Origin of the sequence: Nonlabens ulvanivorans, from assembly GCF_032922765.1 — a bacterium.
GTDB lineage: Bacteria > Bacteroidota > Bacteroidia > Flavobacteriales > Flavobacteriaceae > Nonlabens > Nonlabens ulvanivorans.
In genome coordinates, this window is record NZ_CP136694.1 from 976,114 (window position 1) to 1,002,042 (window position 25,929).

The window sequence follows — 25,929 nt, forward strand, 5'->3', positions numbered from 1 at the left end:
GGATTGCAAAGGTAAGGATAGTGTTGTGTTGTTACGCTTTCGCGAAAGCGTATTTATCTAGCATAAAAAAACCGAGAAAAATATCTCGGTTTCAATAATTATTTTAATACTTTAATTAAAAACTATAGTCGTGGAAACCTTTGATATTAATACCACCAGTGAAATTAGCATCAAAAAAGAAAAATATTTCTGTACTGTCTAATATATGTTTGGTGATATGTATAGTCCCACTTTCCAATTGTGCCTTGTTTCCAGAGGCATCTATATAATAACCGCTAAAATCTCCAAGACCTGAGGAAAGATCATAAGAACCAGTTCTAACATTCAGAGGAACTCTTATAACCAATAAGTAATCACCATTATTGTTAAAAGCAATGGCTTCATAGATATCAACGTCTGTTTCGCGTAAGATAACTTCACTATCTAAACGTTTATCAAAATTAGGAGTATTATTAATGATAATCTCATCGTTTGTAAGTCCCAAACTACTACTAACTTCATCAAAATCAAATACATTATTAAAGGAACCATTAGAAACAATCGCTGTATTAATTATAGGATTACCACTACTGTCTGTATCTATACCACCATTTGCATCCAGTTGCTCTCTGCTCAAGGTTCCACTAAACGTACCACTATAAGTTAAATTTGTAGGGTCTTGTGATATATTTAATACACCAATATCACTGCTTGCAACTCCAATTATGTAACGATCTTGAACTGGAAAGTCATCATCAAAAAATCGCATAGTTTGTTCTCCATTAGGTAACGTTATTGGAAAATTAAAAGCACCTGGTGTGAAATCATCTATATTAAATATTACACTTTGATCATCAGCAATAAAATCATTTATCTCTAAACTTAAACTAGGTGAACTGGCTCCTTGTACCCTTAAATCTATAGAAACAGGAGTTGCAGGAATCCCATCAGCATCAAAATTAAAATTAGTATTGAGAGCGTTATAAGTTTGACCTGTTTTTAAAGGGTCAACCATTAGATATGGTAAACAAAATTCGCCCATGGTGATTGCAATTACATTATTAGAATCATCATCATCAATAACGTTTGCTTCAAAAGTACCACTCGCTGATCTAGATGACAAATCCACATTAATATCTAATACTCCTGACTCACCTGATTCAGGAATTAATCCATTAAGTGATATTGAATCATGTGTCCTATCATCTGCCTCGAAATATCTAATTTCGACTATCCTTAATGCACCACTTGTACCGACTGTGTAAGTTCCAGAAGTAGGAGTATTTGTAGTAATCGCAAGTTGTCTTCCTGTCAAAGGATCTCTACCGACTAATGTGTTAATGGCAATAAAATTATTGAATTCTTCCAAATAAAATTCTGTTGCTTCAAAAAGTTGGCCATTAATCTCTGCTCTAAAGAAATAATTACCACAAGCACCTGCTCCTCCATTTCCGTTTCCGTTTCCGTTTCCATTTCCGTTTCCAGAACCATTTCCGTTTCCAGAACCATTGGGATTGAGACCTGGGTCGATGGGTTCAATGTTATCAGAACAGGAAATAACTAGAGTAATTGCAAATAAGGCTACTAATAATTTTTTCATTATAATAATTTTAGAAGTGTAAATATAGGGGTAAAGTAAGTAAAAAACTACATCAAATTAAATCCCAGCATTCATCTATTTATCCTAATATCTCAATAATCTGATCTGCAAGTTCAGTTCCTATACGGTCTTGAGCTTCATTAGTCGCAGCACCGATGTGCGGACTTAAAGATAGATTAGAATTCATAAGTAAGACCATTTCTGGTTGTGGTTCTTTTTCAAAAGTATCTAGAGCGGCAAATGATATATGCTCAGATTCCAATGCGTTTACAAGTGCCACCTCATCTATAACACCACCACGAGCTGCATTTATAATAGCAGCGCCTTTTTTCATTTGATTAAATTCTAGCTCGCTAATTACATAATCTTTTTGAGCAGGAACATGTAAAGTGACAAAGTCTGATTGTGCTAACAATTCTTCTTTACTAACTAATGGAATCTCTACAGAAACGGTTTGTCCGTCAAATAAATCCCATGAAACGGTAGGAGCAGTGTCTGCATAAGAATCATGAGCCACAACTTTCATTCCTACACCAGCAGCAATTTTAGCAACTTCCTGACCTATACGACCTATTCCTATAATACCGAGAGTTCTACCACGTAGTTCAGAACCTTTTGCATATTGTTTTTTCAATCCTTTAAAATTCGTATCTCCTTCTAGAGGCATATTGCGGTTACTGTCGTAAAGAAAACGGACACCACCATAAAGGTGAGCAAAAACTAACTCAGCCACACTGGCGCTACTTGCAGCTGGTGTATTGATAACCTTTAAGCCTTTCTCACGTGCATATTCTACATCGATGTTATCCATTCCTACACCGCCACGACCTATAATCTTAAGGCTAGGGCAGTTATCTATAAGTTCTTTGCGAGCTGTCGTTGCTGATCGCACTAACAATACTGCAATTTCATGTTTATTGATATAACTTTCTAGTTGATCTTGTGCTACGTTAGTAGTAATCACCTCATAACCAGCTGCTGTTAACTTGTCTATTCCGCTTTGTGAAACTCCATCGTTTGCTAATACTTTTTTGCTCATCTTAATTGTATTGTCTATTGTCAGTTAATCAATAACTGTAGTTTTTAATTAGGTTTTATACTACTCTTTATTTCTATGAGATTCGTGATAAAATTTCATCAGTAAATCTCCCTTTACGCATCTATAAAATCTGTACTGCTTATGCCTTTTTTTCTAATTCTTTCATTACATCTACTAACACTTCAACACTTTCCAAAGGTAATGCATTGTACATACTCGCTCTATAACCGCCTACAGATCTATGACCGTTAAGGCCGCTTATGTTTGCTGCATTCCATAAGTTATCAAAAGCTTCTTTATGAGCTTCATCTTTTAGAGAGAAAGTAGCATTCATATTAGAACGATCTTCTACAGCTGCAAATCCTTGGAACAGTTCATTACGATCTATTTCACCATAAATTAATGCTGCTTTTTCATTGTTAGTTTTTTCTATGGCATCAATTCCTCCATTATTTTTCAACCATTCTAAGGTTAACATGCTTACATATATAGGAAATACAGGTGGCGTGTTAAACATAGAATCTTTACTGATATGTGTTTGATAGTTTAACATAGAAGGAATGTGACGTGTCACTTTTCCTAAAAGACCCTCTTTAACTACTACTAATGTAGCACCAGCTGGTCCCATATTCTTTTGAGCTCCTGCATAAATCAAATCAAATTTCGTAAAATCCAACTGACGAGAGAAGATGTCACTACTCATATCACAAACTAGCGGAATATTAACTTGAGGAACTGTTTTTAATTGTGTGCCAAAGATGGTATTATTGCTAGTGATATGAAAATAATCTGCATCAGTTGGCACCTGATAATCCTTAGGTATAAAATTATAATTAGCATCTTTAGAAGAAGCTACTTCTATAATATCACCAAAAGCTTTAGCTTCTTTAATAGCTTTATCTGACCAAGTTCCTGTATTTAAATAAGCTGCCTTTTTCTCTAATAAGTTATAAGCAGTCATTAAAAACTGCATACTTGCTCCACCACCTAAAAAGAGTGCTTTATAGCCTTTATTACTAAGGCCTAAGTGCTCTAATGCCAGTGATTGAGCCTTTTCCATAACAGCAACAAAGTCTTTACTACGATGCGATATCTCAAGAATACTAAGGCCGTTAAAGTCTAAAACCGCTTTTGAAGCTTGTTGAAATACGTCTTGTGGTAGAATACATGGTCCTGCCGAAAAATTATGGATTTTCATAATTGAGAGTTTACGATATTTACAAAAATGCAAATTATCAACCCAAAGCACGTTAGAAAATCAATAAATGATTAAGATAATGTCAACAAGAAATCAACCGTATCCACACCATCTGCATAATCGTTTAACATAGGACATTGTGTTGTGCCAAAATCTACCACAGCTGGAGCAGTTAAATTTCCAAGATTTGCTTTAATTGTTTGTGCAGCTTTTCCTTGAGCAACTACACATTGTAGCTTATCAGCGTCGTTTTTGATTTGGTCTGCCACATCACTGATATCATCATAAAAACTGTACCCTAAAGAAGCTATTGGTGAACTATAACTCTCATTTTCTTCCTTAATTAATAAGAATTCATTGTCCAATAAATCAAATTCACTCATTAGATAAACAGCTTTGTTATAGTCATAGTTGTTGACATACTTTTCGTTCTTTATCAAGTGTTGCTGTTTAAACATACCGTTAAAGAATAAATCAAAGTTGTATCCACGTGGCACCATTAAATGACTAACGCTACGACATCCTAAACCAAAGTAATTGAACACATCTTCACTTAAAGCCTCCATGTGATTAATAGTTTCAGAACCGGTAAGCACAGCAATACTATTTCTGTTTTTACGTATAATATTAGGTTTAGAACCAAAATAATACTCAAAATAACGAGCCGTATTGTCGCTTCCAGTAGCAATTACAGCATCATAGCCCGTAAGTCGACCATCATTATAGCTGTAAGATTGTGATAATTCTGGTAAATGATCTGTCGCAAGTTGCAATAACATAGGAGTTAACACATCATCATTACTACTATTTTTAATCATGGCATGGTGACCTGTAATAATTACAGATAACACATCATGAAATCCTACTAATGGTAAATTACCTGCTGTGATAATGGCAACCGTTCTCGGTGAAATATTTTTAAGATGGTATGGTGCAGTCCATATTTTAAGAGCATCTTCAGTGAGAGCTAGAGACCATTGCTCAAAGGCATGATTTAGATTTTCATCTGTAAACCATGAGTTTTTAGCCTGTGCTTTATAAAAAGCAGCTTCAATTGTAGTCGTTGCGTCTGTAGGCTCCTTTTTTAAATAGGAGGTAAGTAGAGATCCCGCTTTCGCGAAAGCGGAAATTCTATCATTTAACGTGGTATTAATTGCCAGTGAGTTCAATGGGCATTATTTTTGCACAAAAGTAAATAAAACAGCTATGGCAATCATCATAACAGACGAATGTATTAACTGCGGTGCTTGTGAACCTGAGTGTCCTAATACCGCAATCTATGAAGCAGCAGACGACTGGCGCTATGCAGATGGTACAGATCTAGATGGAAATGTAGTTCTTCCTAATGGAAAAGAAGTAGATTCTAATCAGACTCAGGAACCTGTAAGTGACGAGTTTTATTATATCGTACCAGATAAATGTACAGAGTGTGTAGGTTTTCATGAGGAGCCACAATGTGCGGCAGTATGTCCCGTAGATTGTTGTGTGCCAGATGATAACCATGTGGAAGATGAAACAACTCTTAGAGCAAAACAGGCGTTTATGCACAAAGAATAAATTTATTATTTGATATAATTAAGGCCACAAGTTCTATAAACTAGAATTTGTGGCCTTTTTTTATAGCTGTTACGCAACTATTATAATTACTTTGCATCTATTGTAAAATAGGAAACATGAAATATTTAATATGCTTAAGCCTTATAGTATTATTAATTTCTTGCGAGGCCAGAATTGATAATAATAAAAGAGCATTATTTTCTACAACTGTTGTAGATGGAGCTAATAATCCTGTTGAGAATGTAGAAGTCGTTGTGTATAGCGGATTTTATTCTTATGATTTTCAATCCAGCGGCTTTACTAAATTCAGTCCTGCAGATGAGGATTTTATTCTAGGTTCTGGTATTACTGATTCTAATGGTGATGTTTCTTTTTTAATGCTTGTTAATACAGATGAGCAAACCAGTTTTAGTCTTACATCTACAGATTATCCTAGACGTAACATAAGGATTAGTAATGGAAATTATGCCGGTACGTTAGATTATAATATTCCAACTCAGACATTGAAACAGTCGGCCGTGGTTAACTTAAGTTTTACAAACACAACTGCTGTGACAGAGTTTTTTAATGCTTCAATATATTTTGAATCATTAAACTGTTCCCAGTTTACAGAAGAAGGAATTACAACTGAGGTTGTATGTGAAGATCGAGAGTTTTTACCTTTTAATCAGTCGTCTAGCGATACGTTTATCGATATTGAAACGGTTTATCCTTCTATAATGACGGTTGAATATGAAGATGCTACAGGTGCTTTAATTACAGAGCAATTTATGGTTACTAATGCAACAGAGAATTATGTCGTTCAATTTTAGATTCTTAATTATTGCAATAACTCTATTGCTTTCTAATAGCATGTTTGCACAAACAGATTCAATATCTGATCCAGAAAGTAGTCGGTTAAGAAGAAATGTGACTGATCTTTTTATACAGCGAGGTACGCCTATGGGTGATAATTATATAGGCAATGGATTAAGCGGTGGTTTAGGCTTTGGTATTCGTACACAGGCATATCTTTATAAAGGTCTTTATATCGGTGCAGCATTATCTAATGATTTTATGAAAGTTAACGATGTGAATATCGTTGGTAATTATGATAGAGCTACAAAATTTAACGCATACCTGTTTGCAGGATATGATTACCGTTTTACAGATTTATGGCATGTTACTGGAGACATAGGGATAGGATACAGCCAGAATAAGAATCGTCAAACAACAGCTCAAGGCGGCGCAAAATTTAGAGATAGTGGAACTCTATTCAGGTTTACAACGAGTATTGAATATGAGTTTACTCCAGCGATATCTGTATTTGCTAGTCCTAGCTTTGAAATGGTAGATTATAAAATAGCGACAGCACCAGCTTTAAGTAATACTTTTAATAGCGGTAATTACTTTAATGTTGCTATAGGAATAAGAATTAGTGATAATATAGCAAGTATCGACCGATTAAAAAGAGATATCGATAGGATAGAAGCAATACCCGAGGATCAACGTGGTGGAGTACAGCGTATCCGTTTAAAGATTTATAAAAAACGTCTCGCTAGAAGATTAGCGAGAAAAAATTAAATCACGGTAAAGTAATATGCTATTAGTATCATGAACAAATATCCCGATGCTAGATAATAGCAAATGGTAGAAAGATTTTTGTTTGATTCACGCTTTAAATAACCAAAGGTAAAGAGAGTTATAGCAGGTACTAAAATGATGATACTAGCAATTATAATAGCTAGTGGACCAACGGGTGAATGAATGAGTAGCATATTTTAATATCTGAATAGAATTAATATTCTAATTTAGGCTTTCTAAAATTATTCAGACTATGCGATTTTTTTACTTATTTCTTTTTCTAAACACGTTTATCTTACAAGCTCAAGAATTAACAGGACAACAACTGCTAGATAAGGCGATTCAACATCATGATCCTGATGGGAACTGGCAAACGTTTCAAGATTATTTTCAAGTAACTATGACTACTACTGGGAATCCTGATCGTGTAAGTAATATTGATATAAACCTACCAGCTGAGCGATTTGCATTAGTGGTCAACCGTGATAGTATTACAACCTCATATGTAGTAGAAAAAGGTGATGCTACCGTACTCAAGATAGATGAGAAGAAACCGATGGCTCAACTAGAAACCACTTTTAAAGATGAAGAACGAGCGTTATTTATGCAAAACTATTACACTTATCTCTACGGCTTACCTATGAAGCTAGAAGATCCAGGAACTTTTATAACAGATCAAGTGGAACGTAAAAGCTTTAAAGGTAAAGAATACCTAGTCCTTGAGGTGATGTATGATGAAAATGTAGGTAGCGACGTGTGGTACTTTTATTTTGACCCTACGACCTATAAAATGGAAATATATCAGTTTTTCAAGCGTGATCAAAAAGGTGATATCGATAGAACTAGTGGTGAATACATTATTCTAACTGAAAATTATGAAACCAGTGGAATCAATATGCCTAAAGTGCGCCAATGGTATTATAATAAAGATGATAAGTTCTTGGGGACTGATGTGATAACGAATTAGTTTATTCAGTTGTTTTAAATTCTATCTCGTTATATTGGATTTAAAGTTGTTTGATAGATTAATGTTGATTAACGGACTTATCGTTTTAGTGTTTAGTATTTCAAATTGAATTACTAGCGTAATTATAATCCATTAACAATGTGTAAAGCTTTATAAATACGAACTAATGGGTAAACATCACTCCAAAAATAAAAAGCAAACCTCCTAATAAAGAGAAAACAAAATCAATTAATCTAATTTTTCTTCCATCACGTTCACCTCCTAAGCTATCACCGCGACCAGTTATAATTAAATCATCCCCATATATCAATTTATTGAGGTAATTCAAGCAATAAAAAGTGATTAACATCGCGGGCAAATACAATAAATTACTTAAATAGCTTCCACCGATATTATTGCATAATGAAGGTACATCTTTAAATATTATAAACAGCAATACTTGGATTACACCAATAGTAGAAAAAATTAAGATGATTTTGGATTGTCGTAAACTTTTATAGTAGAAGGAATATAACAGGATTGGCCACATTATACCAAAACCTATAGATAATTTTTTAATCACTGAGATCGAGACCATATTAAAATAAAACATGAGAAACAATGCAAAGCCAGACAGCACATAAGAACCAATAACAATCTGATCAGTCTTTAACTTGATGTGATTAAAACTACTCATCCATCAACAACCCTAAAATATCAATTGCTGCATCACTGATTTTAGTACCAGGACCAAATACTGCAGCCACTCCAGCGTCAAATAAATACTGGTAATCTTTGCGTGGAATCACACCACCAACGACAATCATTATGTCTTCACGCCCATATTTTTTGAGCTCTTCCATTACTTGAGGAACAAGGGTTTTATGTCCTGCAGCTAAAGAGCTTACGCCTAACACATGCACATCGTTTTCTACAGCCTGTTTTGCAGCTTCGGCTGGTGTTTGAAACAGTGGACCTATGTCTACATCAAACCCTACATCAGCATAACCAGTAGCGACTACTTTTGCTCCACGATCATGTCCATCTTGTCCCATTTTGGCAATCATGATTCTAGGGCGGCGACCTTCTTTTTGAGCAAATTGGTCGGCTAGTTGTTGCGCTTTCGCGAAAGCAGGATCATTCATAATCTCTTTTTTATAAACACCTTGGACACTTTTAATTTGTGCACGATATCTTCCATAAACGCTCTCCAAAGCATCTGATATTTCACCGAGAGTAGCACGTTCTTGAGCAGCTATAACAGCGAGTTCTAGTAAGTTGCCATTCTTGCTTCTTGCACAATCTGTAAGATTTTCAAGCGCTTTCTGAACCTTTTCGGTATTTCGAGAAGCTCTTATCTCTTTTAAACGATTGACTTGTTCAATGCGCACGGCAGCATTATCAACTTCTAGCGTATCAATCAGATCTTCATCTGGACTTGGGTACTTATTAACGCCTACGATGGTATCTATACCGCTATCTATGCGCGCTTGCTTCTTGGCAGCAGCTTCTTCAATACGCATTTTAGGAATTCCGGCTTCAATCGCTTTGGTCATTCCGCCTAGTTCTTCTACCTCTTCTATAAGTTCCCAGGCTTTATGAGCAATATCGTCAGTTAGAGACTCGACGTAATAAGAACCAGCCCAAGGATCTACTGTTTTAGTAATTCCAGTTTCTTCTTGTAAGAACAACTGCGTATTTCGAGCTATGCGTGCGCTGAAGTCTGTAGGCAAAGCAATAGCTTCATCAAGTGCGTTGGTATGTAGACTTTGTGTACCACCAAAGGCGGCCGCAGCAGCTTCAATAGTCGTACGCGCCACGTTATTAAAAGGATCTTGTTCTGTAAGCGACCAACCAGATGTCTGGCAATGTGTTCTTAAAGCTAGAGACTTCGCGTTTTTAGGATTAAACTGTTGAATCATTTTAGCCCATAACATGCGTGCAGCACGCATTTTGGCTATTTCCATAAAGTGATTCATTCCTATGGCCCAGAAAAACGATAGTCTAGGAGCAAAGGTGTCAATGTCCATTCCGGCGGCAAGACCTTTACGAACGTATTCCAATCCATCTGCTAGCGTGTAGGCAAGTTCTATATCACTAGTCGCACCAGCTTCATACATGTGATAACCCGATATAGAAATCGAGTTGAATTTAGGCATGTTTTTGCTCGTGTATTCAAAGATGTCAGATATAATCTGCATACTAGGCGACGGCGGATAGATATAGGTGTTGCGCACCATAAATTCCTTTAAGATATCGTTTTGTATTGTACCACTTAATAAAGCAGGATCCACGCCTTGCTCCATAGCAGCAACGATGTAAAATGCCATGATAGGTAACACAGCACCATTCATGGTCATAGAAACAGACATTTTATCTAATGGTATTCCATCAAAAAGAACTTTCATGTCTTCAACACTATCGATTGCAACACCAGCCTTTCCTACATCACCAACGACACGATCATGGTCAGAATCATAACCTCTGTGAGTTGCTAGATCAAAGGCAACAGAAAGTCCTTTCTGCCCAGCAGCAAGATTACGTCTATAGAACGCATTAGACTCTGTAGCACTTGAGAAACCAGCATATTGGCGAACGGTCCATGGACGACGCACGTACATTGTAGAATAAGGACCACGTAAATTAGGCGCAAGTCCAGCTACAAAATTTAAATGTTCTAAATGTTCAGTATCTTCTTTAGAATAGTACTTTTTGATATCAATTCCTTCAGATGTTTCATAAACTGGTAAATCAGCTTTTTGAGAAGAAGCAAAATTAAAATCGGCTTTTACTTGAGATATATCTTTTCTTTTCATTACAACTGTGCTTTTTCAATAGACTCGGCTAGTCGAGTAGGAACAATAGGAGCTATAAGAGTCTTACGAGGATTTGCTTTTACAAATGGGTATAATTCATACTCCTTTTGTAGTAGTAAATCTGCATTTGGATATTTATTGACACCAACGAGAATTTTTTTACCATTGCCTAAGTCACTTAATTCTTGTGCCGCACTTTCTTTTATTTTGCGTTGTATCGTGCCATCAAATAACGATTGTACAAAACCACCGCCATTTTCTATCATTTTAAAAAGCTCTAAGGCTTTTTCTGTAAGCTGTTTTGTTAGTGTATCGATATAGTAAGAACCATCTGCTGCATTATTTATTTTTTCTAAATAAGCTTCATCTTTTAAGATGCGTAGTTGGTTGCGAGCTATACGATCTCCAAACTCATTTTCTTTATTAAAGAAGGCGTCATAAGATAAATTATATACGGTATCTGCGCCTCCTAAGACGGCACTCATACATTCTGTCGTGGTGCGTAATAAGTTGACATTATAGTCAAGTAAAGATTTATTTCGAAGGCTTGGACTTGCTGTGATATAGCATTTTAAGTCTATACTATAGAGGTTGCCTATAGCTTTGGTTATTAACCGATATGCTCTATATTTTGCAATTTCCATAAAGTAATTATTACCTATGGTAGTGTCTATGTTGATTCTTTTTTCTGCTTTCGCGAAAGCGTCATAAACACCTGCATCATGCTCTTTATTGGTATCGCAGTAGTGATTTAAATACTCGTTTAAATGTGCTGCATAATAGCCTAATTCTTGAGTGGTAGTAGCTCCAGCATTTTGATATAAACTCGTGTTTACTGTAAACTGAGAAAAGTATCCTGAGAACGATTTAATGAACTCAACATAGTTGTAATGATCCTTTTTTGAATCATTAAACCAATTTCCATCACTTGCTAATTGATTGATAATATCAATATGTACGTAAGCTTTAGGATTGATATCATGTACCTGTTTTATGTAATCCAAGTCCATAAATTGTGGATGGATTTGAATTCCATATTCCGGTAATCCTTTAAGTAAAACCGTTGGGTCAATTTCTTTATTAGGGATAACAAAAAGTACACCTTCACTACCACGATTTAATACGTCTTTTGCTTTCTTGTTTGCTGCCGTAGAATTACCAGCATAGATTCTTTGAGAAATAAACCAGTTATCTGTGGCACGAGCAGGAATATTTAATTGTGGAGCACTGTCACTGTGATATATCGGTTTAATATCGATTCCAGTATTTGTTTTAGTGACTAGTGTCTCGTTATAATCTGCACCTTTAAGGTCCATCTGGATTTTTTGTTTCCAGGCCGTTTCTGAGACAGGTTCAAAACCTTCAAACAATCGATTACTCATTTGTGTCTTTTTTTAGGGAATCTGCGTGTTGTATGATAAACACTTCTTCATTTTCTCTTTTCATTAAATAGCGTTCACGAGCAAATTTTTCAATGCCAGCGCTATCTTTTAATATCTTAATTCTATTTTGATCCTTCTGGATACCTCGTTTATAGAAATCAACATTTTGTTCTTTTTCTACGATTTGTTGGTCCAGTTCTCTATGGGAAGTAAGCCAAGCGTTTGCATCTAAGAACAAAATCCATATCACAAATATGATACTGATAAGTACGTACTTATTAGTAAAAACTTTCCAATATTTATTCTGTTTTAACTGATTCCACTTCATTATGTGAAATTTAAGAAAATTCAGCCAATCGTTGGTCGATTATACCTCTTAAGATTTGAACACCTACTGTATTAAATCGATTAGTAGGTATAATCACATCTGCATAGGCCTTAGTAGGCTCAATAAATTGCTGATGCATCGGTTTTAATGTGTTTTGGTAACGTTCTAGAACTTCTGTGAGATCACGACCGCGATCTGCGATATCTCTTTTCAACCTGCGTATCAATCGTTCATCACTATCACAATCTATGTAGACTTTAATATCAAATAGATCTCTAATGCGTGGTTGGGTAAGTATTAAAATCCCTTCAACGATTACCACTTTAGAAGGTGCTGTTTTAACCACTTCACCAGTACGGTTGTGCTCGACAAAAGAATAAACTGGTTGATCAATTGTTTTACCTTCTTTAAGTTCGAGCAGATGTTTCTCTAATAATTCAAAGTCGATACTTCCTGGATGATCAAAGTTGATTTTCACACGTTCTTCATAACTCAAATGGGAAGTGTCTTTATAATAGGAGTCTTGAGAGATTACATTTACTTCATGATCTGGATAGGTATGGACCATTTGGTCCACGACTGTGGTTTTTCCACTTCCAGTTCCACCAGCTATTCCTAGTATAAGCATTTGATTTTTTTATTTGTGCAAAAATAGGGATTTGAACTTGAATTTGAACTCGAACTAATAGGCTAACTTTAATTTGAAATTAATGGTTATTTCAAATTAATTTTCTGATTGAAATGAAATTTTTCATCTTAGCAATTGATTGAATTTCATTGATGGATACAATTGTCTAATTTTCTCTCATCGCCATCATTCTTTGATATAGTGTAGGATGCGAGTAGTTGAAAAAGACATAAGCTGGATGCGGTGTAAGATTGCTTAAACTGGTTTTATTCAATTTTTTAAGTGCATCGATGAGCGGTTCTCCTTTATAAGTATCTTTTGCAAAAGCATCGGCTTCATATTCAAATTTTCGCGAAAGCGAACTCATCACTATTCCAGTAATCGTAGAAATAGGCGAGTAGAGCAGTCCAAATGCCACTAAACCGACATGGAAAGAAGGTATGGCCACACCTAGAGCTTCTGAAAGTGTAGCGCTATCGACAAATAATGAAAACAACCAAAGTGTAAAACCTGTCGTAATAGTACTTGCTATCAAGTTATAAATGATATGTTTGCGTTTATAATGCCCAACCTCGTGAGCTAGTACGGCAACTATTTCTTCTTCAGTTAATTTAGAAATTAATGTGTCATAAAGTGTTACACGTTTCTCACTTCCAAAACCACTGAAGTACGCATTAGCCTTAGTAGATCTTTTACTACCATCTATCACAAAAATCTTATCGAGTTGAAAACCTACACCTTGTGCATAATTTCCAATAGACGTTTTTAAAGTTCCTTCTTCTAGAGGTGTTTGTTTATTAAAAAGTGGTACAAACCAGCGCGCATAGAACATATTCATCAATAGAGAGATCTCAAAAATCAAAATCCATACGTACCACCAGAAATTAGCTCCAGCCCAATCATAACATATAATAACGAGAGACAATATTCCACCGCCTAGAATTGCGGTAAGCAACCAACCTTTGATTTTATCGATGATGAAAGTCTTTATCGTTGTTTTATTAAAACCAAATTTTTCTTCAATCACAAAAGTAGAGTAGTAGGAGAAAGGTAGTGAGATGATTTCACCAGCGGCCGCAATGACAGTAAAAAATAATAAGCCAACTAGTGTATCGTGATTTACTAAAGTACGTGCCCATGTGTCGATAAGAGCAAATCCATCATAAAATAAAAAAATCAGAATTGCAATAAAGGAAATACTGCTGCTTAATAGACTGAATCGATAATTGGTCTTTTTATACTCTTGTGATTTAGCATACTCATCGGCATCATAGACGTCATTCAATTCTTGGGGAACATTTTTAGAATACCATGTATAATTAAGATAACCTAATAATTGATCTAATAAAAAATCAAAAACAAGTATTCCTATAATTAGATAGAACAATGAAATAGCGTCCATAGGTTAATTTTTCACAAATGTAATGGTAAATAAGAAGCTTTGATTATTTAAAATCTCGTTGTCTTTTTGCCTCAAATATTAATATTGCTGCACTTACTGAAAGATTCATAGAATCTATAGCGCCACTCATGGGGATAATTATGTTTTTCAAGGCAGCGTCTCGCATTTCTTGAGATAATCCGGTTGCCTCAGTTCCTAGTGCAATGGCGCTTCCGGTAGTATAATCCATGACATCATAGCGTTCACTAGATTGTAATGTAGCTGCATATAAGTTGATGTTTTTGGACTTTAAGAAATCCACTACTTCGCTAGTTGTGCCTGTTGCAGTAGGAACGGTAAACACACAACCTACGCTAGATCGTACTACGTTAGGATTAAAAAGATCTGCTACTGGATTTGCGATGATAACGGCATCTACTTTTGCAGCATCTGCAGTTCTTAAAATAGCACCTAAATTCCCAGGTTTTTCAGGTGATTCTGCTATAAGGATTAAAGGATTCTTAGATAATTTTAAATCTTGTAGTTGTTGAGATTTTGCTTTTGCGAAAGCGATAACACCTTCTGTTCCTGTCCTGTATGCAAGTTTCTCATACACTTCTTGAGTAACTGATATAACTTCTGGATTACTATTGATATTTATTTTGTGGTAGACATCACTAGCTTCAAAATCTTCTGTATTTAAAAGAATAGATCCACAAACTAATAGTTGTTGTAACTCAAAACCACCTTGATTACACAGCATCACCTCGCGTTGTCCTTCTACAAGAAAGAGACCTTCTTTTTTACGTGCTTTACTCTTGCGTTGCAATAATTCTGCATGACGGATGATGGCGTTGTGTGGACTGGTAATGTGTTTCATTAAAGCAAAGGTAAGTGGAAATTGAGTGATATTTAAAATGATGATACAATCTTTTAAATAGATAATAGATTGCGTTTATAGTCAGTTTTTCTTATTTAATTATTGATTTTGAGTATCTACTTTTACTCGGCCGCAACCATGATTCTATTATCTTTATATTAAAATAAAATTTATGAATTTTCACACTAGAAAATGGATCAAACCCGAAGATTTAAATCCTAATGGCACCTTGTTTGGTGGCCGATTGCTAGAATGGATTGATGAGGAAGCAGCGCTTTATGCTATAATCCAAATAGAGAATCAAAAGGTGGTAACTAAATACATGAGTGAGATCAACTTTAGAGCCAGTGCAAAACCTGGAGATATTGTTGAAATAGGACTAGAGGTTAACAAATTCGGTAGATCATCTATAGATCTTAAATGCGAGGTGCGTAATAAGATGACTTATGAAACAATCATTACTATTGAAAACATCATCTTAGTAAATCTTGATGAAGATGGTAAACCTCTCGCACATGGAAAGACCGAAGTTGAATATCAATCTGATCGAATGAAAAAGAAAGGCTTTTAAGCTTTTACTTGATCATCGTTCAAGTATTTTTCTTCCATCCAGAAAGTTCCAAATGGTACAACAGACATCGCTAAAACAATAAGTAAAGTTTTAAAGCTCCATTTATTTAATTGAGCTACTAATATCGCTACGACTATGTAAGAAAGAAAAAGGACACCATGAGCCATTCCTATAATCTTGTTAGGCATAGGCATTGCTGCTAGATACTTCAACGGCATGGTTACAAAAAGGATTAATAAAAAAGAATAACCTTCTGTAATGGCTAGATATTTGAAAAACTTGTTCATAGCAATGAATTATAAATGCAAAGATAAGCTCTAGCGATTTTTTTACTGCTTATCATGATTGTAAAAGCATGTAATTGTTGGTAAAATATTTGTTAAAATGGAAGTAGATGATGTCGCGCTATTATCTTTGTAATCTTAATAAATATTGATGGCTCATAAAGACGTAAAGATTCATATAATAGGTGCTGGTGTAAGTGGACTAGCTGCGGCTCTTACATTAAAAAAAGCTGGTTATAATGCTCAAGTATTAGAACAGGCTGCTACAATTGGTGGTCGAGTAAACACAACTATCAATGGCGCAATGAAGCTTGATCATGGTTTTCAGGTATTATTAGATCATTATCCAGCAGCGCAAGAGTTCCTTAATTTAGATGCTTTAGACTTAGTAAAGTTTAGTCCTGCGTCTGTCATTTATATCGATTGTAAAAAGCACGTAATAGGTGATGCGCAACGTGATATGAAATATGCGTGGAAAACGATTGTTGCTGGAGTAGGTAGTGTCAGTGATAAATGGAAGGTATACACGCTTTCGCGAAAGCTAAAACAGAAGAATCTAATAGATATTTTTAAAAGCCCAGAAAAAACTACTCTTCAATATCTTCAAGATTATGGTTTTTCTGAAAAGATGATCAAAAGCTTTTTTAAGCCTTTTTATACCGGTATTTTTCTAGAAACTCAACTGCAAACGAGTAGTCGTATGTTTGAGTTTGTCTTTAAAATGTTCAGTGAAGGAAACGCAACTATTCCTGCTGCTGGAATCAAAGCAATACCTGAACAAATGGCTCATCAATTAGATGGACAAATCCAATTAAACACCACCGTTAAAGAAGTTGTTGCAGATACAATTCAACTAGTTAACGGCGACAATCTTAAGAGTGATTATACTATTATAGCTACTCCTGCAGATGTTTTAGTGCCCAATTTACCTAAGTCAAATAAGCCATGGCACAGTGTTCAGACTTTATATTTTGATACAGATGATCATGGTTTTGACCAGCCTATCATCGGTTTAATTGCTGGTGATGATTGTTTAAGTAATAACTTTCATTTTCTAAATGACGTTTTCGAAAATCATCCAAAGGTGATTAGTGTAAGCGTTGTGGCAAAACATGATCTCACTAAAGATCAACTAGAAGAACGTGTGCGTAAAGAACTTATAGAGCAGGCTCATATTAAAGCTGGCGATTTGATTCAAATGATGGAAATTAAAAAGGCATTGCCAACCTTTGATAGCATTCAATATGCTATGAGCCCTACTGAAACTCAACTTACTCAAAACATCTTCTTAGCTGGTGATCAATTAAGCAATGGATCATTAAATGCGGCAATGCTGAATGGTAAGGCTGCAGCGCAAGCGGTAATTAGTAATATCGAAAATGGAATTTTTGTATAACTAAAAGTGCGTGATTTCTATAATTTTAGATGTAGAAAAATCAATATGATATACTTTTTCCATGATTCTGAATAGTTCTTCAATTATTTCGACGGTTGTAATTTGATTTCGATCGTATTCCTTAGAGTAGTTAGATTTATATTCTAGCTCTTTAGAGAAACCGTTTTTTAATAATAGAGAATAATTGGGTTCTATAGTTCTGATAACTGTTTTATTAAAATCACCACTTGAAGCCTCGCAATAAATAGGACGTGATTTGATATCCCTTCTTGAATAGATGGCATATTGTACATAATCATTATCAAAAGCTATTACAGCACTTCTGTTTTTATTACTGTCTTCATAGAACAGATTAGTAAGGTATTGTTGTAATTCTTTTCTTTGTGTTAATAAATCAAATGTAATTATAGTTTCGTTTGAAATCCATTGATTTTTAGAACGATCCTTAAAGAAATTGCTATATATGATATAAAATAAAGCACTAGCAATTGCTAAAGTACCTGCAATGTTGAAAACATAATCTATCACAGTCCGTTTATCTTGCTGTAGGATCAGCATCTACATGGTTAATATCAAAAACAGACTCTTTTTTATTTCCTAGAATGCTAACACCTTTTTGCATTAGTAGGTTATTAGGGTAGGTGATGGTCTCGCCATCATTAGTTTTAAGTACGGTATAAAAGCCTTTAATGTCTTCTATTACAGCAGTTACCGGTAAATCTTTATCATGTATTCTAATACGATCACCTATTTTAAATGGAAAGGCAAAATATAGTATAAAACTAGAGGTTAGGTTGCTTAAAATACTCCAGTTTGCAAACAACGCAACACCTATTACTGCAAACGTAGATGCCAGTGCTGTCCAGAAACCGTCTTTAGAAATTCCCCAAACAAAAATAATTGCAATGGTTGATAACGTCCATAGTAAGTAACCTACATATCTATTGATATACTGACGTCTTAATTTTGATCGATTAAGATCTTTTGAAAGTTTTGCAGCACTCCATGTCACAAATCGGTGTACACCAATTGTTAGTATTAGGATAACAATTGTGAATATGACTTCAGTCCTGGTTAAGAAATCGATCATAATTGTAAACTATCTCTTAAAACTTGATACTCACTACCTTTTTGTGACCAGTAAGGTGTATTTAATGTTTTAATTAACGTACCTGTAGAAACGGCAGGTTGACCATTATCATTATAACGCTCCATCCAAGAAAGGATTTTATAAGGAGCCTCTTTTTGAGTTTTAAAAGCAATAATACGATCTAAGTCTTTGTACCTAACACTGTATAAATAACCATCCTCAATCTCTCTAAAACTTGCAGTTGCTTCATAAGGTTTAGTCTCGACATGCTTTAATCTTAAATACTCAAGACTAGGAATTAATTTTAAATCGCCTGTAGGCATTGAAGTCGGGTCTATCCTTAATTGCACAGGAATTTGATTTTCAGTCATGACATGCTCGACTTCAAAATAATCTTCTTGTTCAGACTGGAAATAAGAAAACAAACTTACATCATACACCTTATCGTATTGATTTAATTGCATGTATGTATGTCCACACCATTCTTGAATACTAGAAGATATTTTAATCGCATTATCCTTCTTATCTAATGGTAAAAAGGTGCTACTCATAATAGAATAAGGATAGATACCTGTATTAAAATCTCTAGTTACATTTAGTTTCATAACAGGACGATTATCATCTGATGGATTATCAGCCTTAACTTCATCTACTGTATTGAATGGTTCAGTAACAAAAATCATCACAGATTTTCCATCACGCATTTCTCCATATCTAGATTGTGAGAGTTCATAACTAGAAATTTCTGCCTTACCACTGTACCAATAGTCTTTAAAGTCTTGTGTTAAGGTAAGATCTTCTAGTGATTCTAGACGATTGTTATCAGTACTATGATCTGTATTGGTGCTTGATGTTTTAGAATTACAAGAAGTTATAATTAAAGCAATAGCGATGTAGAGAAATTTATTCATGGTTTTTAATCTTATAGTAAAGATACTGTTTGTCATTTCAATACTAATTTAAAATGGCGTTAAGTATTTCTTTTTAAAATTAAACACTTTATGATTTCTCTAGTACCATCAATCAATAATTTTTATAAATTTTGTATCTACAATTAATAACTATGAAAGAAGTAAAAGCATATGCAGCATCTGCAAACGATGCGCCTTTAAAAGAAGTTAATATTAACCGCCGTGATTTATTAGATAACGATGTTTCCATAGACATCATGTATTGTGGTGTATGTCATAGTGATATACACGCAAAGCTTAACGATTGGGGAAATGCAAAATATCCTATCGTACCAGGACATGAGATAATAGGTAAAGTGACAGCTGTGGGAAGCCATGTTTCTAATCATAAAGTAGGAGACTTAGTAGGAGTAGGCTGTATGGTTGACTCTTGTCAGGAATGTAGTGCTTGTAAGGAAGATCAAGAAATGTGGTGTGAGAATGGTTCTACCAGTACTTATAATAGTAAAGATCCACATTTAGGAGGTCATACACTAGGAGGATATTCTAAGCTTATAGTGGTAAGAGAGGAATTTGTTCTTAAAGTACCGACTAACCTTGATACTAAAGCAGTTGCACCACTTTTATGCGCTGGTATTACAACCTATTCACCATTAAAACACTGGAATGTTAAAAAAGGTGATAAAGTAGGTATTATTGGCCTTGGTGGTCTAGGTCACATGGGAATCAAATTTGCTGCTGCAATGGGAGCAGAAACAGTGATGATTACCACTAGTGAAGAAAAAGCAAAGGATGCTAAAAGACTAGGAGCAGATCAAGTAATTATTTCAAAAGATGAAAGTCAAATGAAAGAACACAATGATTCTTTTGATTTTATTCTTAACACGATACCGGTAGGCCATGACGTTAATCCTTATCTAGCCTTGCTTAAAAGAGATTGTACCATGTGTTTAGTAGGAGCTATTGAACCTTTAGAGAATGTGCACGGTGCAAATCTTATTTTAAGAAGAAAAAAATTAGCTGGATCATTAATAGGTGGTATTAAAGAAACGCAAGAGATGTTAGATTTCTGTGGTGAACATAATATCACATCAGATATTGAAATGATTGACATGCAAGATATTAATAATGCCTTTGAACGCGTTCAGAAAAACGATGTTAAGTATCGTTTTGTAATTGATATGGAGACGTTGTAGTATCTCGCTTTCGCGAAAGCGTATTCATTAAAGCTATTAAAAACTCAGCATCTATGGTGCTGAGTTTTTTTTTATGCCTGTTAAGAGTTAGTTTTACCATTCATCTTTATATATTTTAATGAATTCATTTACTGCCCAACAAATTTGTGACGTTTTAGAAGGTACCCTTATAGGATCTACCACTCAAGAAATCACAGGAATAGAAGAAATAAGAAAAGCTACAAAATCTGACTTAACCTTTATAGGAAATAAGAAGTATGCAAAATTCTGGGCAGATTCTAAGGCATCAATTGCTATAATTAGTGAAAATATTGAACTAGCGCCAGGTGATAATCGCGTTTTAATAAAAGTAAAAAACGCAGATCTAGCTATGGCTAACATGTTAGAAGCTTTTTTACCACCTACACCTGTTTTTGAAACAGATATTCATCCTACAGCAGTGGTACACGAAACGGCAACTATAGGAAAAGGTGTCCAAATAGGTGCGCATTGCTATGTAGGTAAAAATGTAACCTTGGGCGATGGAGTGAAATTATATCATAATGTAAGCGTGTTTGATGACTCTACTATTGGACCACAAACAGTTGCCTGGTCTGGAACGGTGATTAGAGAACGTTCTCAAATAGGTGCTCAATGTATATTTCATAATAACGTGAGTATAGGAGCAGATGGTTTTGGATATCGTCCATCAGATGATGGTCGTAGACTTATTAAAATACCTCACATAGGAAATGTTGTAATAGGTAATGGCGTGGAGATAGGTGCTAATTCTTGTGTCGATAGAGCTAAGTTTAATTCAACTATAATAGGTGATGGTTGTAAAATTGATAATCTAGTACAAATTGCACATAATTGTATATTAGGAAGATGTTGTATCATGGCAGGTCATAGTGGTCTTGCTGGGTCTGTAACCTTAGGTGATGGAGTAATTATAGGTGGTAGTGCATCTATAAAAGATCATACAACTATTGAGTCAGGAGCAACGGTAGGTGCTGGTAGTGGCGTTATGAATAATGTAGCTGCTGGTAAAACAGTACTGGGCTATCCAGCAACGGACTCTCGAGAGATGCTTAAGCAATGGGTTGCACTGCGCAAGCTTGCTAAATAAAGATGTTTTTTATTATTACTATTTGATCATGAATCAGTTTGTGAAGTTATTATCATTACTATTATTTGTGAGTGTTTCAAACGCGCAAACAGATCAATTAAAAGGATTTAAAGATTATTATCCAATATCAGTAAGACCAGAAGCGTCTATAGGATTAGGTAATAATCCATATGAACAAATTCTTTTAGAGGCAACTCCTGTGGTTTACTATGGTTTCTATAACGATATGCGTCGTTCTTTAAATCAAGATACAATTACTAGCGGTGATGCAGTTTACTTATCTTTTCAGCCTCATTTTAGAATCTATAATGAAGAATCTAAGCCAGTTAAAACACCTAGTTATAAAGTTCTTATAGGATGGCAACGTATTATTAAAACTGATGATGATAACTTCCTAACGGCAGCTATAGAGTCAGGTCATTTTAGTAATGGGCAAGCAGGCAGTGCTTTCAGTACTGAGTTTGAAGATAATTCTGAAGAAAGTATTGCAATTTACGATCGTATTACTGATGATACTGATCTTGCAGCACTACTTAATAGGAGTACAGGTAATTTCTCCACTAACTTGACTCGTTTTAGTTTTAACTATAGATTAAATACGTTTAACGAAGACAATATTCCCCAAAAAATACATTCTATGACGGCTACCTATCAATTGTATCATGATAAATTTATGGGCTTAATTGATTTTGGTGGTTATAATCCACAGGATATTGACATTTACGGTAGACATAAGTTTGAGCTAGGATATGAGTTTACTTCCCATCTTAAAAAAATGCGTTTTACATTAAGTCAGCAGTTTGATTATACCATAGGTTCTCATCCTTCCAGTGTCCCGTATCGATCAGTTACTACTGGAATTTTATATCCATGGGATAATGATTTAGGCTTTTTTACAAAATTCTCTTTTGGAAGAGATAACTATAATTACCGTTTTGTAGATAATTTTCCTCGCTTTACAGTTGGTGTGACATGGGATTGGTTTACGCCATTTGTGATTAAACCTAAAAAATTACAGTTAGATCCTAACGAACTTGAAAATAAAAATCAAGGCTAGCATATTTAACGTAATTATCGTTAAAGAATAGACTACTTTTGCGCGCTATAAAAAAGTAGAAAATGAAGCGTATTAATCAGTACAAGAAGATGTTCAGTGTTGAAAAGAATATTGATCTTAAAGAACTTAAGAAGAGTTATCGCAATCTTGTAAAAGAATGGCATCCAGATAAATTTCAGGATGGTGATGATAAGAAGGAAGAAGCAGAGGTTATGAGTCGTCAGATTATTGATGGTTATCATTTTCTAGTAAGTATTGCTCCAGAAACTAAGGAAGCAAACCTAGAGGCTTATACAGAAACAATAACTAACACAGGTATTGAAGACTTTGATCATAAAGGTCAAGTATTAGAGGTAACCTTTACTGATGGATCAACTTATGAATATTTTGGTGTTCAAAAGCCTGTTTTCCGTAAGTTAGTAAACGCAGACAACCGTTATAGATTTGGTAAACGTAATATCTTTAGTAATTACCTTTATCGCAAGTCTAAAAAAGATCAAGACCAAGATCAAGCATAATTATATCCTTGTATTTTTGTTTTAATAGTTAGGGCCATGGCAGAATTTAAATCATCTCAACAATCTTTATCTCCAGAAGAGATACAACAGTGTATTGATATTCTTAATAGATTGAATACAGATACTGATGAGATATTTGAAATTCCTATGGAGACGCGTATAGAGCTTATTAAACAAGCTGGAATGCTCTCTAGACCTAGTCGTGACGAATATAAAAGAAGAAAAAAGGATGCTGTAAAAGCTGCAAAACGCAAAAGAGCAACTAGAGATAAACACGCTCGTAAAGAAACTGGAATACGCAGTGCTCGTGAAGCTAGTGTCTTTGTTGCTCCACAAATCTTACTGCAACAACAGCTTGAACAACAGGAACCAGGAGAATTAAGTACTCCTAGAAACTGTTATGTCTGTAAAACGATGTTCACAAAGTTGCATCATTTTTATGACCAGATGTGTACAGATTGTGGTGATTTCAATTACGCAAAGCGCTTTCAAACTGCAAACGTTAAAGGTCAGGTAGCTCTAATTACAGGTTCAAGATTGAAAATAGGATATCATATATCCTTAATGTTACTACGTGGTGGCGCTACCGTAATTGCTACAACACGTTTCCCTGCAGATAGTGCTATACGTTTTTCAAAAGAACCCGATTATAATGATTGGGCACATAATTTGAAAATTCATGGTTTAGATTTAAGACATATTCCTAGTGTAGAAATCTTTTGTAATTTCATAGAACAACGCTATGAAAAGCTAGATATTCTCATTAATAATGCAGCACAAACAGTACGTAGGCCATCCGGTTTTTATGCGCATTTAATGCCAAATGAAAACTTAGACTACAGTGAGTTACCACCTTATGCTCAAGAGTTACTTAAGGATCATCAAGATTGCCTTGCAGAGATTAAAGCACTTTCACCAGCAGCTTCATCAAATAAGAACATGCCTGTAACATGGCATGGTCCAGAACCTGGCATAGGATTAAGAGCTAGTGCTCAACTTTCTCAAATTCCTTATAGTTTTGACAAAGCCCTTAGTGCTCCAGAAGTTTTTCCCGAAGGTGAACTGGATGCAGATTTACAACAGGTAGATTTGAGGAAAACAAACAGCTGGAGACTAAAATTAGGGGAAATTGAAACAACTGAGATGATTGAGGTACAGTTAGTAAATTCTGTGGCTCCATTTGTACTTTGTAATCGTCTTGCTGAGTTGATGAAAAAAGAAAATACGGGTAAAAAACATATTATCAATGTTAGCGCCATGGAAGGTAAGTTTCATACCTTTTTTAAAGAAGATCGTCATCCACATACTAATATGGCAAAAGCAGCCCTTAATATGCTTACCCATACTGCTGCGGGAACACTAGCTAAGGATGGAATATACATGAATGCTGTTGATACCGGATGGGTGACAGATGAAGATCCGGCCGAGCTTTCAAAACGAAAACAAGAATTACACGATTTTCAGCCACCATTAGATATTGTAGATGGTGCCGCACGAGTTTTAGATCCTTTATTTGACGGTATCAATACTGGAAAGCATTGGTGTGGTAAGTTTTTAAAAGATTACAGACCTATAAGCTGGTAATGGAAAAGAAACCAGTATTAATCATCCTTTCTTTTTTTGCGGTTTACGTTTTTTGGGGTTCTACATATTTATGGAATAAAATGGCGGTAACAGAACTGCCACCATTTATGCTTGCTTCCATAAGATTTAGCACAGCAAGTGCTATTATATTTGTTATTGCAGTTTTGTCGGGTAAAAAACTTACCATCACAAAAAAACAACTTCTCAATACTGTCTTAGCTGGGTTTTTATTTCTAGCCTATGGAAATGGTGTTTTTGTATGGGCGTTAAAATATGTTGATAGTGGTTTTGCTTCTTTATTAGCTTCATTACAACCGTTAGTCTTGTTATTAATGATGCGATTTGTACAACGCAAATCTCTAAAAATCAAGTCCATCATAGGAGTTGCATTAGGTCTCTTTGGGATGTACTTATTAGTAAGTCAGAAAGGACTACAAATGCAAGAAGATAGTTGGATAGGTATTTTAATGATCATGAGTTGTATTATAAGTTGGAGTGCCGGTAGCTTGTTCATAGCAAAGGCAGATACACCATCAAACTTTTTTATAGCTACTGGATATCAAATGTTAAGTGCTGGAGTTATTCTAGCTATAAGTAGTTGGGCTTTTGATGAAAAGTGGATAGCACCTATTGATTGGCAATTTGAAACACGCATTTCTCTTGTTTGTTTGATACTATTCGGTAGTATTGCTGCCTTTACAGCTTTTAACTATCTACTTAAAGTTGTGAGTACAGAAAAGGTAGCCACATCATCCTATGTTAATCCAATTATCGCTTTGTTACTGGGTTGGTATTTCCTAAATGAAACCATTACAGTTCAATCCATGATTGCGGCAGCTATAATGCTTACAGGTGTATATTTTATAAACAGCCGCAAAGTGCGTTGATTTAACAATCCCTAACAGTAATTATTATAG

At 35.0% G+C, this 25,929-nt stretch carries 27 protein-coding genes; 12 read left to right on the forward strand and 15 right to left on the reverse strand.

Annotated elements, in window-relative coordinates; translation table 11 throughout:
- Positions 1 to 115: 115 nt before the first annotated feature.
- From R1T42_RS04465 to R1T42_RS04480, 4 genes are all read right to left on the reverse strand, one after another.
- Positions 116 to 1,579 carry a hypothetical protein gene (locus tag R1T42_RS04465; RefSeq protein WP_317291457.1) on the reverse strand — a complete coding sequence of 488 codons (1,464 nt, stop codon included), beginning with the start codon at positions 1,577 to 1,579 and terminating at the stop codon, positions 116 to 118.
- A 79-nt stretch (positions 1,580 to 1,658) separates the two neighbouring features.
- Positions 1,659 to 2,618, reverse strand: coding sequence for a D-2-hydroxyacid dehydrogenase (locus tag R1T42_RS04470; RefSeq protein WP_042249185.1), 960 nt, complete (start codon positions 2,616 to 2,618; stop codon positions 1,659 to 1,661).
- 139 nt (positions 2,619 to 2,757) lie between these two features.
- A complete protein-coding gene (gene serC / locus R1T42_RS04475) occupies positions 2,758 to 3,816 on the reverse strand; it encodes a 3-phosphoserine/phosphohydroxythreonine transaminase (protein WP_317291458.1) in 1,059 nt (352 codons plus the stop codon).
- A gap of 71 nt (positions 3,817 to 3,887) precedes the next feature.
- Positions 3,888 to 4,985 carry an autophagy-related protein 101 gene (locus R1T42_RS04480; RefSeq protein WP_036579208.1) on the reverse strand — a complete coding sequence of 366 codons (1,098 nt, stop codon included), beginning with the start codon at positions 4,983 to 4,985 and terminating at the stop codon, positions 3,888 to 3,890.
- A gap of 37 nt (positions 4,986 to 5,022) precedes the next feature.
- Between R1T42_RS04480 and R1T42_RS04485 the strand changes: the two genes are divergently transcribed.
- The 4 genes from R1T42_RS04485 (at position 5,023) to R1T42_RS04500 (ending at position 7,903) form a co-directional block, all read left to right on the forward strand.
- Complete coding sequence (locus R1T42_RS04485; RefSeq protein WP_036579206.1) at positions 5,023 to 5,373, forward strand: 4Fe-4S binding protein; 351 nt, start codon at positions 5,023 to 5,025, stop codon at positions 5,371 to 5,373.
- Positions 5,374 to 5,489: 116 nt separating this feature from the next.
- Positions 5,490 to 6,185 carry a hypothetical protein gene (locus tag R1T42_RS04490; RefSeq protein ID WP_317291459.1) on the forward strand — a complete coding sequence of 232 codons (696 nt, stop codon included), beginning with the start codon at positions 5,490 to 5,492 and terminating at the stop codon, positions 6,183 to 6,185.
- Positions 6,154 to 6,936 carry a hypothetical protein gene (locus R1T42_RS04495; protein ID WP_317291460.1) on the forward strand — a complete coding sequence of 261 codons (783 nt, stop codon included), beginning with the start codon at positions 6,154 to 6,156 and terminating at the stop codon, positions 6,934 to 6,936. Before R1T42_RS04490 ends, R1T42_RS04495 begins: the two co-directional genes overlap by 32 nt.
- A gap of 253 nt (positions 6,937 to 7,189) precedes the next feature.
- Complete coding sequence (locus R1T42_RS04500) at positions 7,190 to 7,903, forward strand: DUF6503 family protein (RefSeq protein ID WP_317291461.1); 714 nt, start codon at positions 7,190 to 7,192, stop codon at positions 7,901 to 7,903.
- A 163-nt stretch (positions 7,904 to 8,066) separates the two neighbouring features.
- Here R1T42_RS04500 and R1T42_RS04505 read toward each other — a convergent pair whose 3' ends face one another.
- From R1T42_RS04505 to R1T42_RS04535, 7 genes are all read right to left on the reverse strand, one after another.
- Positions 8,067 to 8,579 carry a hypothetical protein gene (locus tag R1T42_RS04505; protein ID WP_317291462.1) on the reverse strand — a complete coding sequence of 171 codons (513 nt, stop codon included), beginning with the start codon at positions 8,577 to 8,579 and terminating at the stop codon, positions 8,067 to 8,069.
- Entirely contained in the window at positions 8,572 to 10,698 is a 2,127-nt protein-coding gene (gene scpA / locus R1T42_RS04510; RefSeq protein WP_317291463.1) for a methylmalonyl-CoA mutase, read from the reverse strand. The genes R1T42_RS04505 and scpA overlap by 8 nt, the downstream gene beginning before the upstream one ends.
- Positions 10,698 to 12,080, reverse strand: coding sequence for a methylmalonyl-CoA mutase subunit beta (locus R1T42_RS04515; RefSeq protein ID WP_317291464.1), 1,383 nt, complete (start codon positions 12,078 to 12,080; stop codon positions 10,698 to 10,700). Before R1T42_RS04515 ends, scpA begins: the two co-directional genes overlap by 1 nt.
- A complete protein-coding gene (locus tag R1T42_RS04520) occupies positions 12,073 to 12,408 on the reverse strand; it encodes an FtsB family cell division protein (protein WP_317291465.1) in 336 nt (111 codons plus the stop codon). The genes R1T42_RS04515 and R1T42_RS04520 overlap by 8 nt, the downstream gene beginning before the upstream one ends.
- Positions 12,409 to 12,418: 10 nt before the next feature.
- The gene (udk, locus tag R1T42_RS04525) at positions 12,419 to 13,036 is read right to left on the reverse strand and encodes a uridine kinase (protein WP_006795138.1); all 618 of its coding nucleotides are present in this window, start codon (positions 13,034 to 13,036) and stop codon (positions 12,419 to 12,421) included.
- A gap of 166 nt (positions 13,037 to 13,202) precedes the next feature.
- Complete coding sequence (locus tag R1T42_RS04530) at positions 13,203 to 14,438, reverse strand: M48 family metallopeptidase (RefSeq protein ID WP_317291466.1); 1,236 nt, start codon at positions 14,436 to 14,438, stop codon at positions 13,203 to 13,205.
- 43 nt (positions 14,439 to 14,481) lie between these two features.
- Positions 14,482 to 15,297, reverse strand: coding sequence for a TrmH family RNA methyltransferase (locus tag R1T42_RS04535; RefSeq protein ID WP_317291467.1), 816 nt, complete (start codon positions 15,295 to 15,297; stop codon positions 14,482 to 14,484).
- 172 nt (positions 15,298 to 15,469) lie between these two features.
- Between R1T42_RS04535 and R1T42_RS04540 the strand changes: the two genes are divergently transcribed.
- On the forward strand, positions 15,470 to 15,868 hold the full coding sequence (locus tag R1T42_RS04540) for an acyl-CoA thioesterase (protein ID WP_036579187.1): 399 nt from the start codon (positions 15,470 to 15,472) through the stop codon (positions 15,866 to 15,868).
- Here R1T42_RS04540 and R1T42_RS04545 read toward each other — a convergent pair.
- On the reverse strand, positions 15,865 to 16,155 hold the full coding sequence (locus R1T42_RS04545) for a DUF3817 domain-containing protein (RefSeq protein ID WP_042249214.1): 291 nt from the start codon (positions 16,153 to 16,155) through the stop codon (positions 15,865 to 15,867). The genes R1T42_RS04540 and R1T42_RS04545 overlap by 4 nt on opposite strands.
- Before the next feature lie 148 nt (positions 16,156 to 16,303).
- On the opposite strand from R1T42_RS04545, the gene R1T42_RS04550 reads away from it, so the two are divergent.
- Positions 16,304 to 17,548 (forward strand): FAD-dependent oxidoreductase, encoded by a 1,245-nt coding sequence (locus R1T42_RS04550; protein ID WP_317291468.1) that lies wholly within the window; start codon positions 16,304 to 16,306, stop codon positions 17,546 to 17,548.
- Here the strand turns inward: R1T42_RS04550 and R1T42_RS04555 are convergent, their stop codons facing one another.
- From R1T42_RS04555 to R1T42_RS04565, 3 genes are read right to left on the reverse strand one after another with little or no spacing between them, the layout of a single operon-like run.
- Positions 17,549 to 18,106: a hypothetical protein gene (locus R1T42_RS04555; RefSeq protein ID WP_317291469.1), complete on the reverse strand. Its 558-nt coding sequence runs from the start codon at positions 18,104 to 18,106 to the stop codon at positions 17,549 to 17,551.
- Positions 18,084 to 18,638, reverse strand: a complete 555-nt coding sequence (locus R1T42_RS04560; RefSeq protein WP_036579183.1) for a mechanosensitive ion channel domain-containing protein — start codon at positions 18,636 to 18,638, stop codon at positions 18,084 to 18,086. Before R1T42_RS04560 ends, R1T42_RS04555 begins: the two co-directional genes overlap by 23 nt.
- The gene (locus R1T42_RS04565) at positions 18,635 to 19,549 is read right to left on the reverse strand and encodes a septum formation inhibitor Maf (RefSeq protein WP_202963629.1); all 915 of its coding nucleotides are present in this window, start codon (positions 19,547 to 19,549) and stop codon (positions 18,635 to 18,637) included. Before R1T42_RS04565 ends, R1T42_RS04560 begins: the two co-directional genes overlap by 4 nt.
- A gap of 152 nt (positions 19,550 to 19,701) precedes the next feature.
- Here R1T42_RS04565 and R1T42_RS04570 point away from each other — a divergent pair, with 152 nt between their 5' ends.
- From R1T42_RS04570 to R1T42_RS04595, 6 genes are all read left to right on the forward strand, one after another.
- On the forward strand, positions 19,702 to 20,745 hold the full coding sequence (locus R1T42_RS04570; RefSeq protein ID WP_317291470.1) for an NAD(P)-dependent alcohol dehydrogenase: 1,044 nt from the start codon (positions 19,702 to 19,704) through the stop codon (positions 20,743 to 20,745).
- Positions 20,746 to 20,863: 118 nt separating this feature from the next.
- Positions 20,864 to 21,853, forward strand: coding sequence for a UDP-3-O-(3-hydroxymyristoyl)glucosamine N-acyltransferase (gene lpxD, locus R1T42_RS04575; protein WP_317291471.1), 990 nt, complete (start codon positions 20,864 to 20,866; stop codon positions 21,851 to 21,853).
- Between the two features lie 28 nt (positions 21,854 to 21,881).
- The gene (locus tag R1T42_RS04580) at positions 21,882 to 22,910 is read left to right on the forward strand and encodes a hypothetical protein (RefSeq protein ID WP_051788595.1); all 1,029 of its coding nucleotides are present in this window, start codon (positions 21,882 to 21,884) and stop codon (positions 22,908 to 22,910) included.
- 62 nt (positions 22,911 to 22,972) lie between these two features.
- Entirely contained in the window at positions 22,973 to 23,428 is a 456-nt protein-coding gene (locus R1T42_RS04585; protein ID WP_036579175.1) for a KTSC domain-containing protein, read from the forward strand.
- Between the two features lie 36 nt (positions 23,429 to 23,464).
- Positions 23,465 to 25,012 (forward strand): SDR family oxidoreductase, encoded by a 1,548-nt coding sequence (locus R1T42_RS04590; RefSeq protein ID WP_317291472.1) that lies wholly within the window; start codon positions 23,465 to 23,467, stop codon positions 25,010 to 25,012.
- The gene (locus tag R1T42_RS04595) at positions 25,012 to 25,899 is read left to right on the forward strand and encodes an EamA family transporter (protein ID WP_317291473.1); all 888 of its coding nucleotides are present in this window, start codon (positions 25,012 to 25,014) and stop codon (positions 25,897 to 25,899) included. The genes R1T42_RS04590 and R1T42_RS04595 overlap by 1 nt, the downstream gene beginning before the upstream one ends.
- Positions 25,900 to 25,929: the final 30 nt, after the last annotated feature.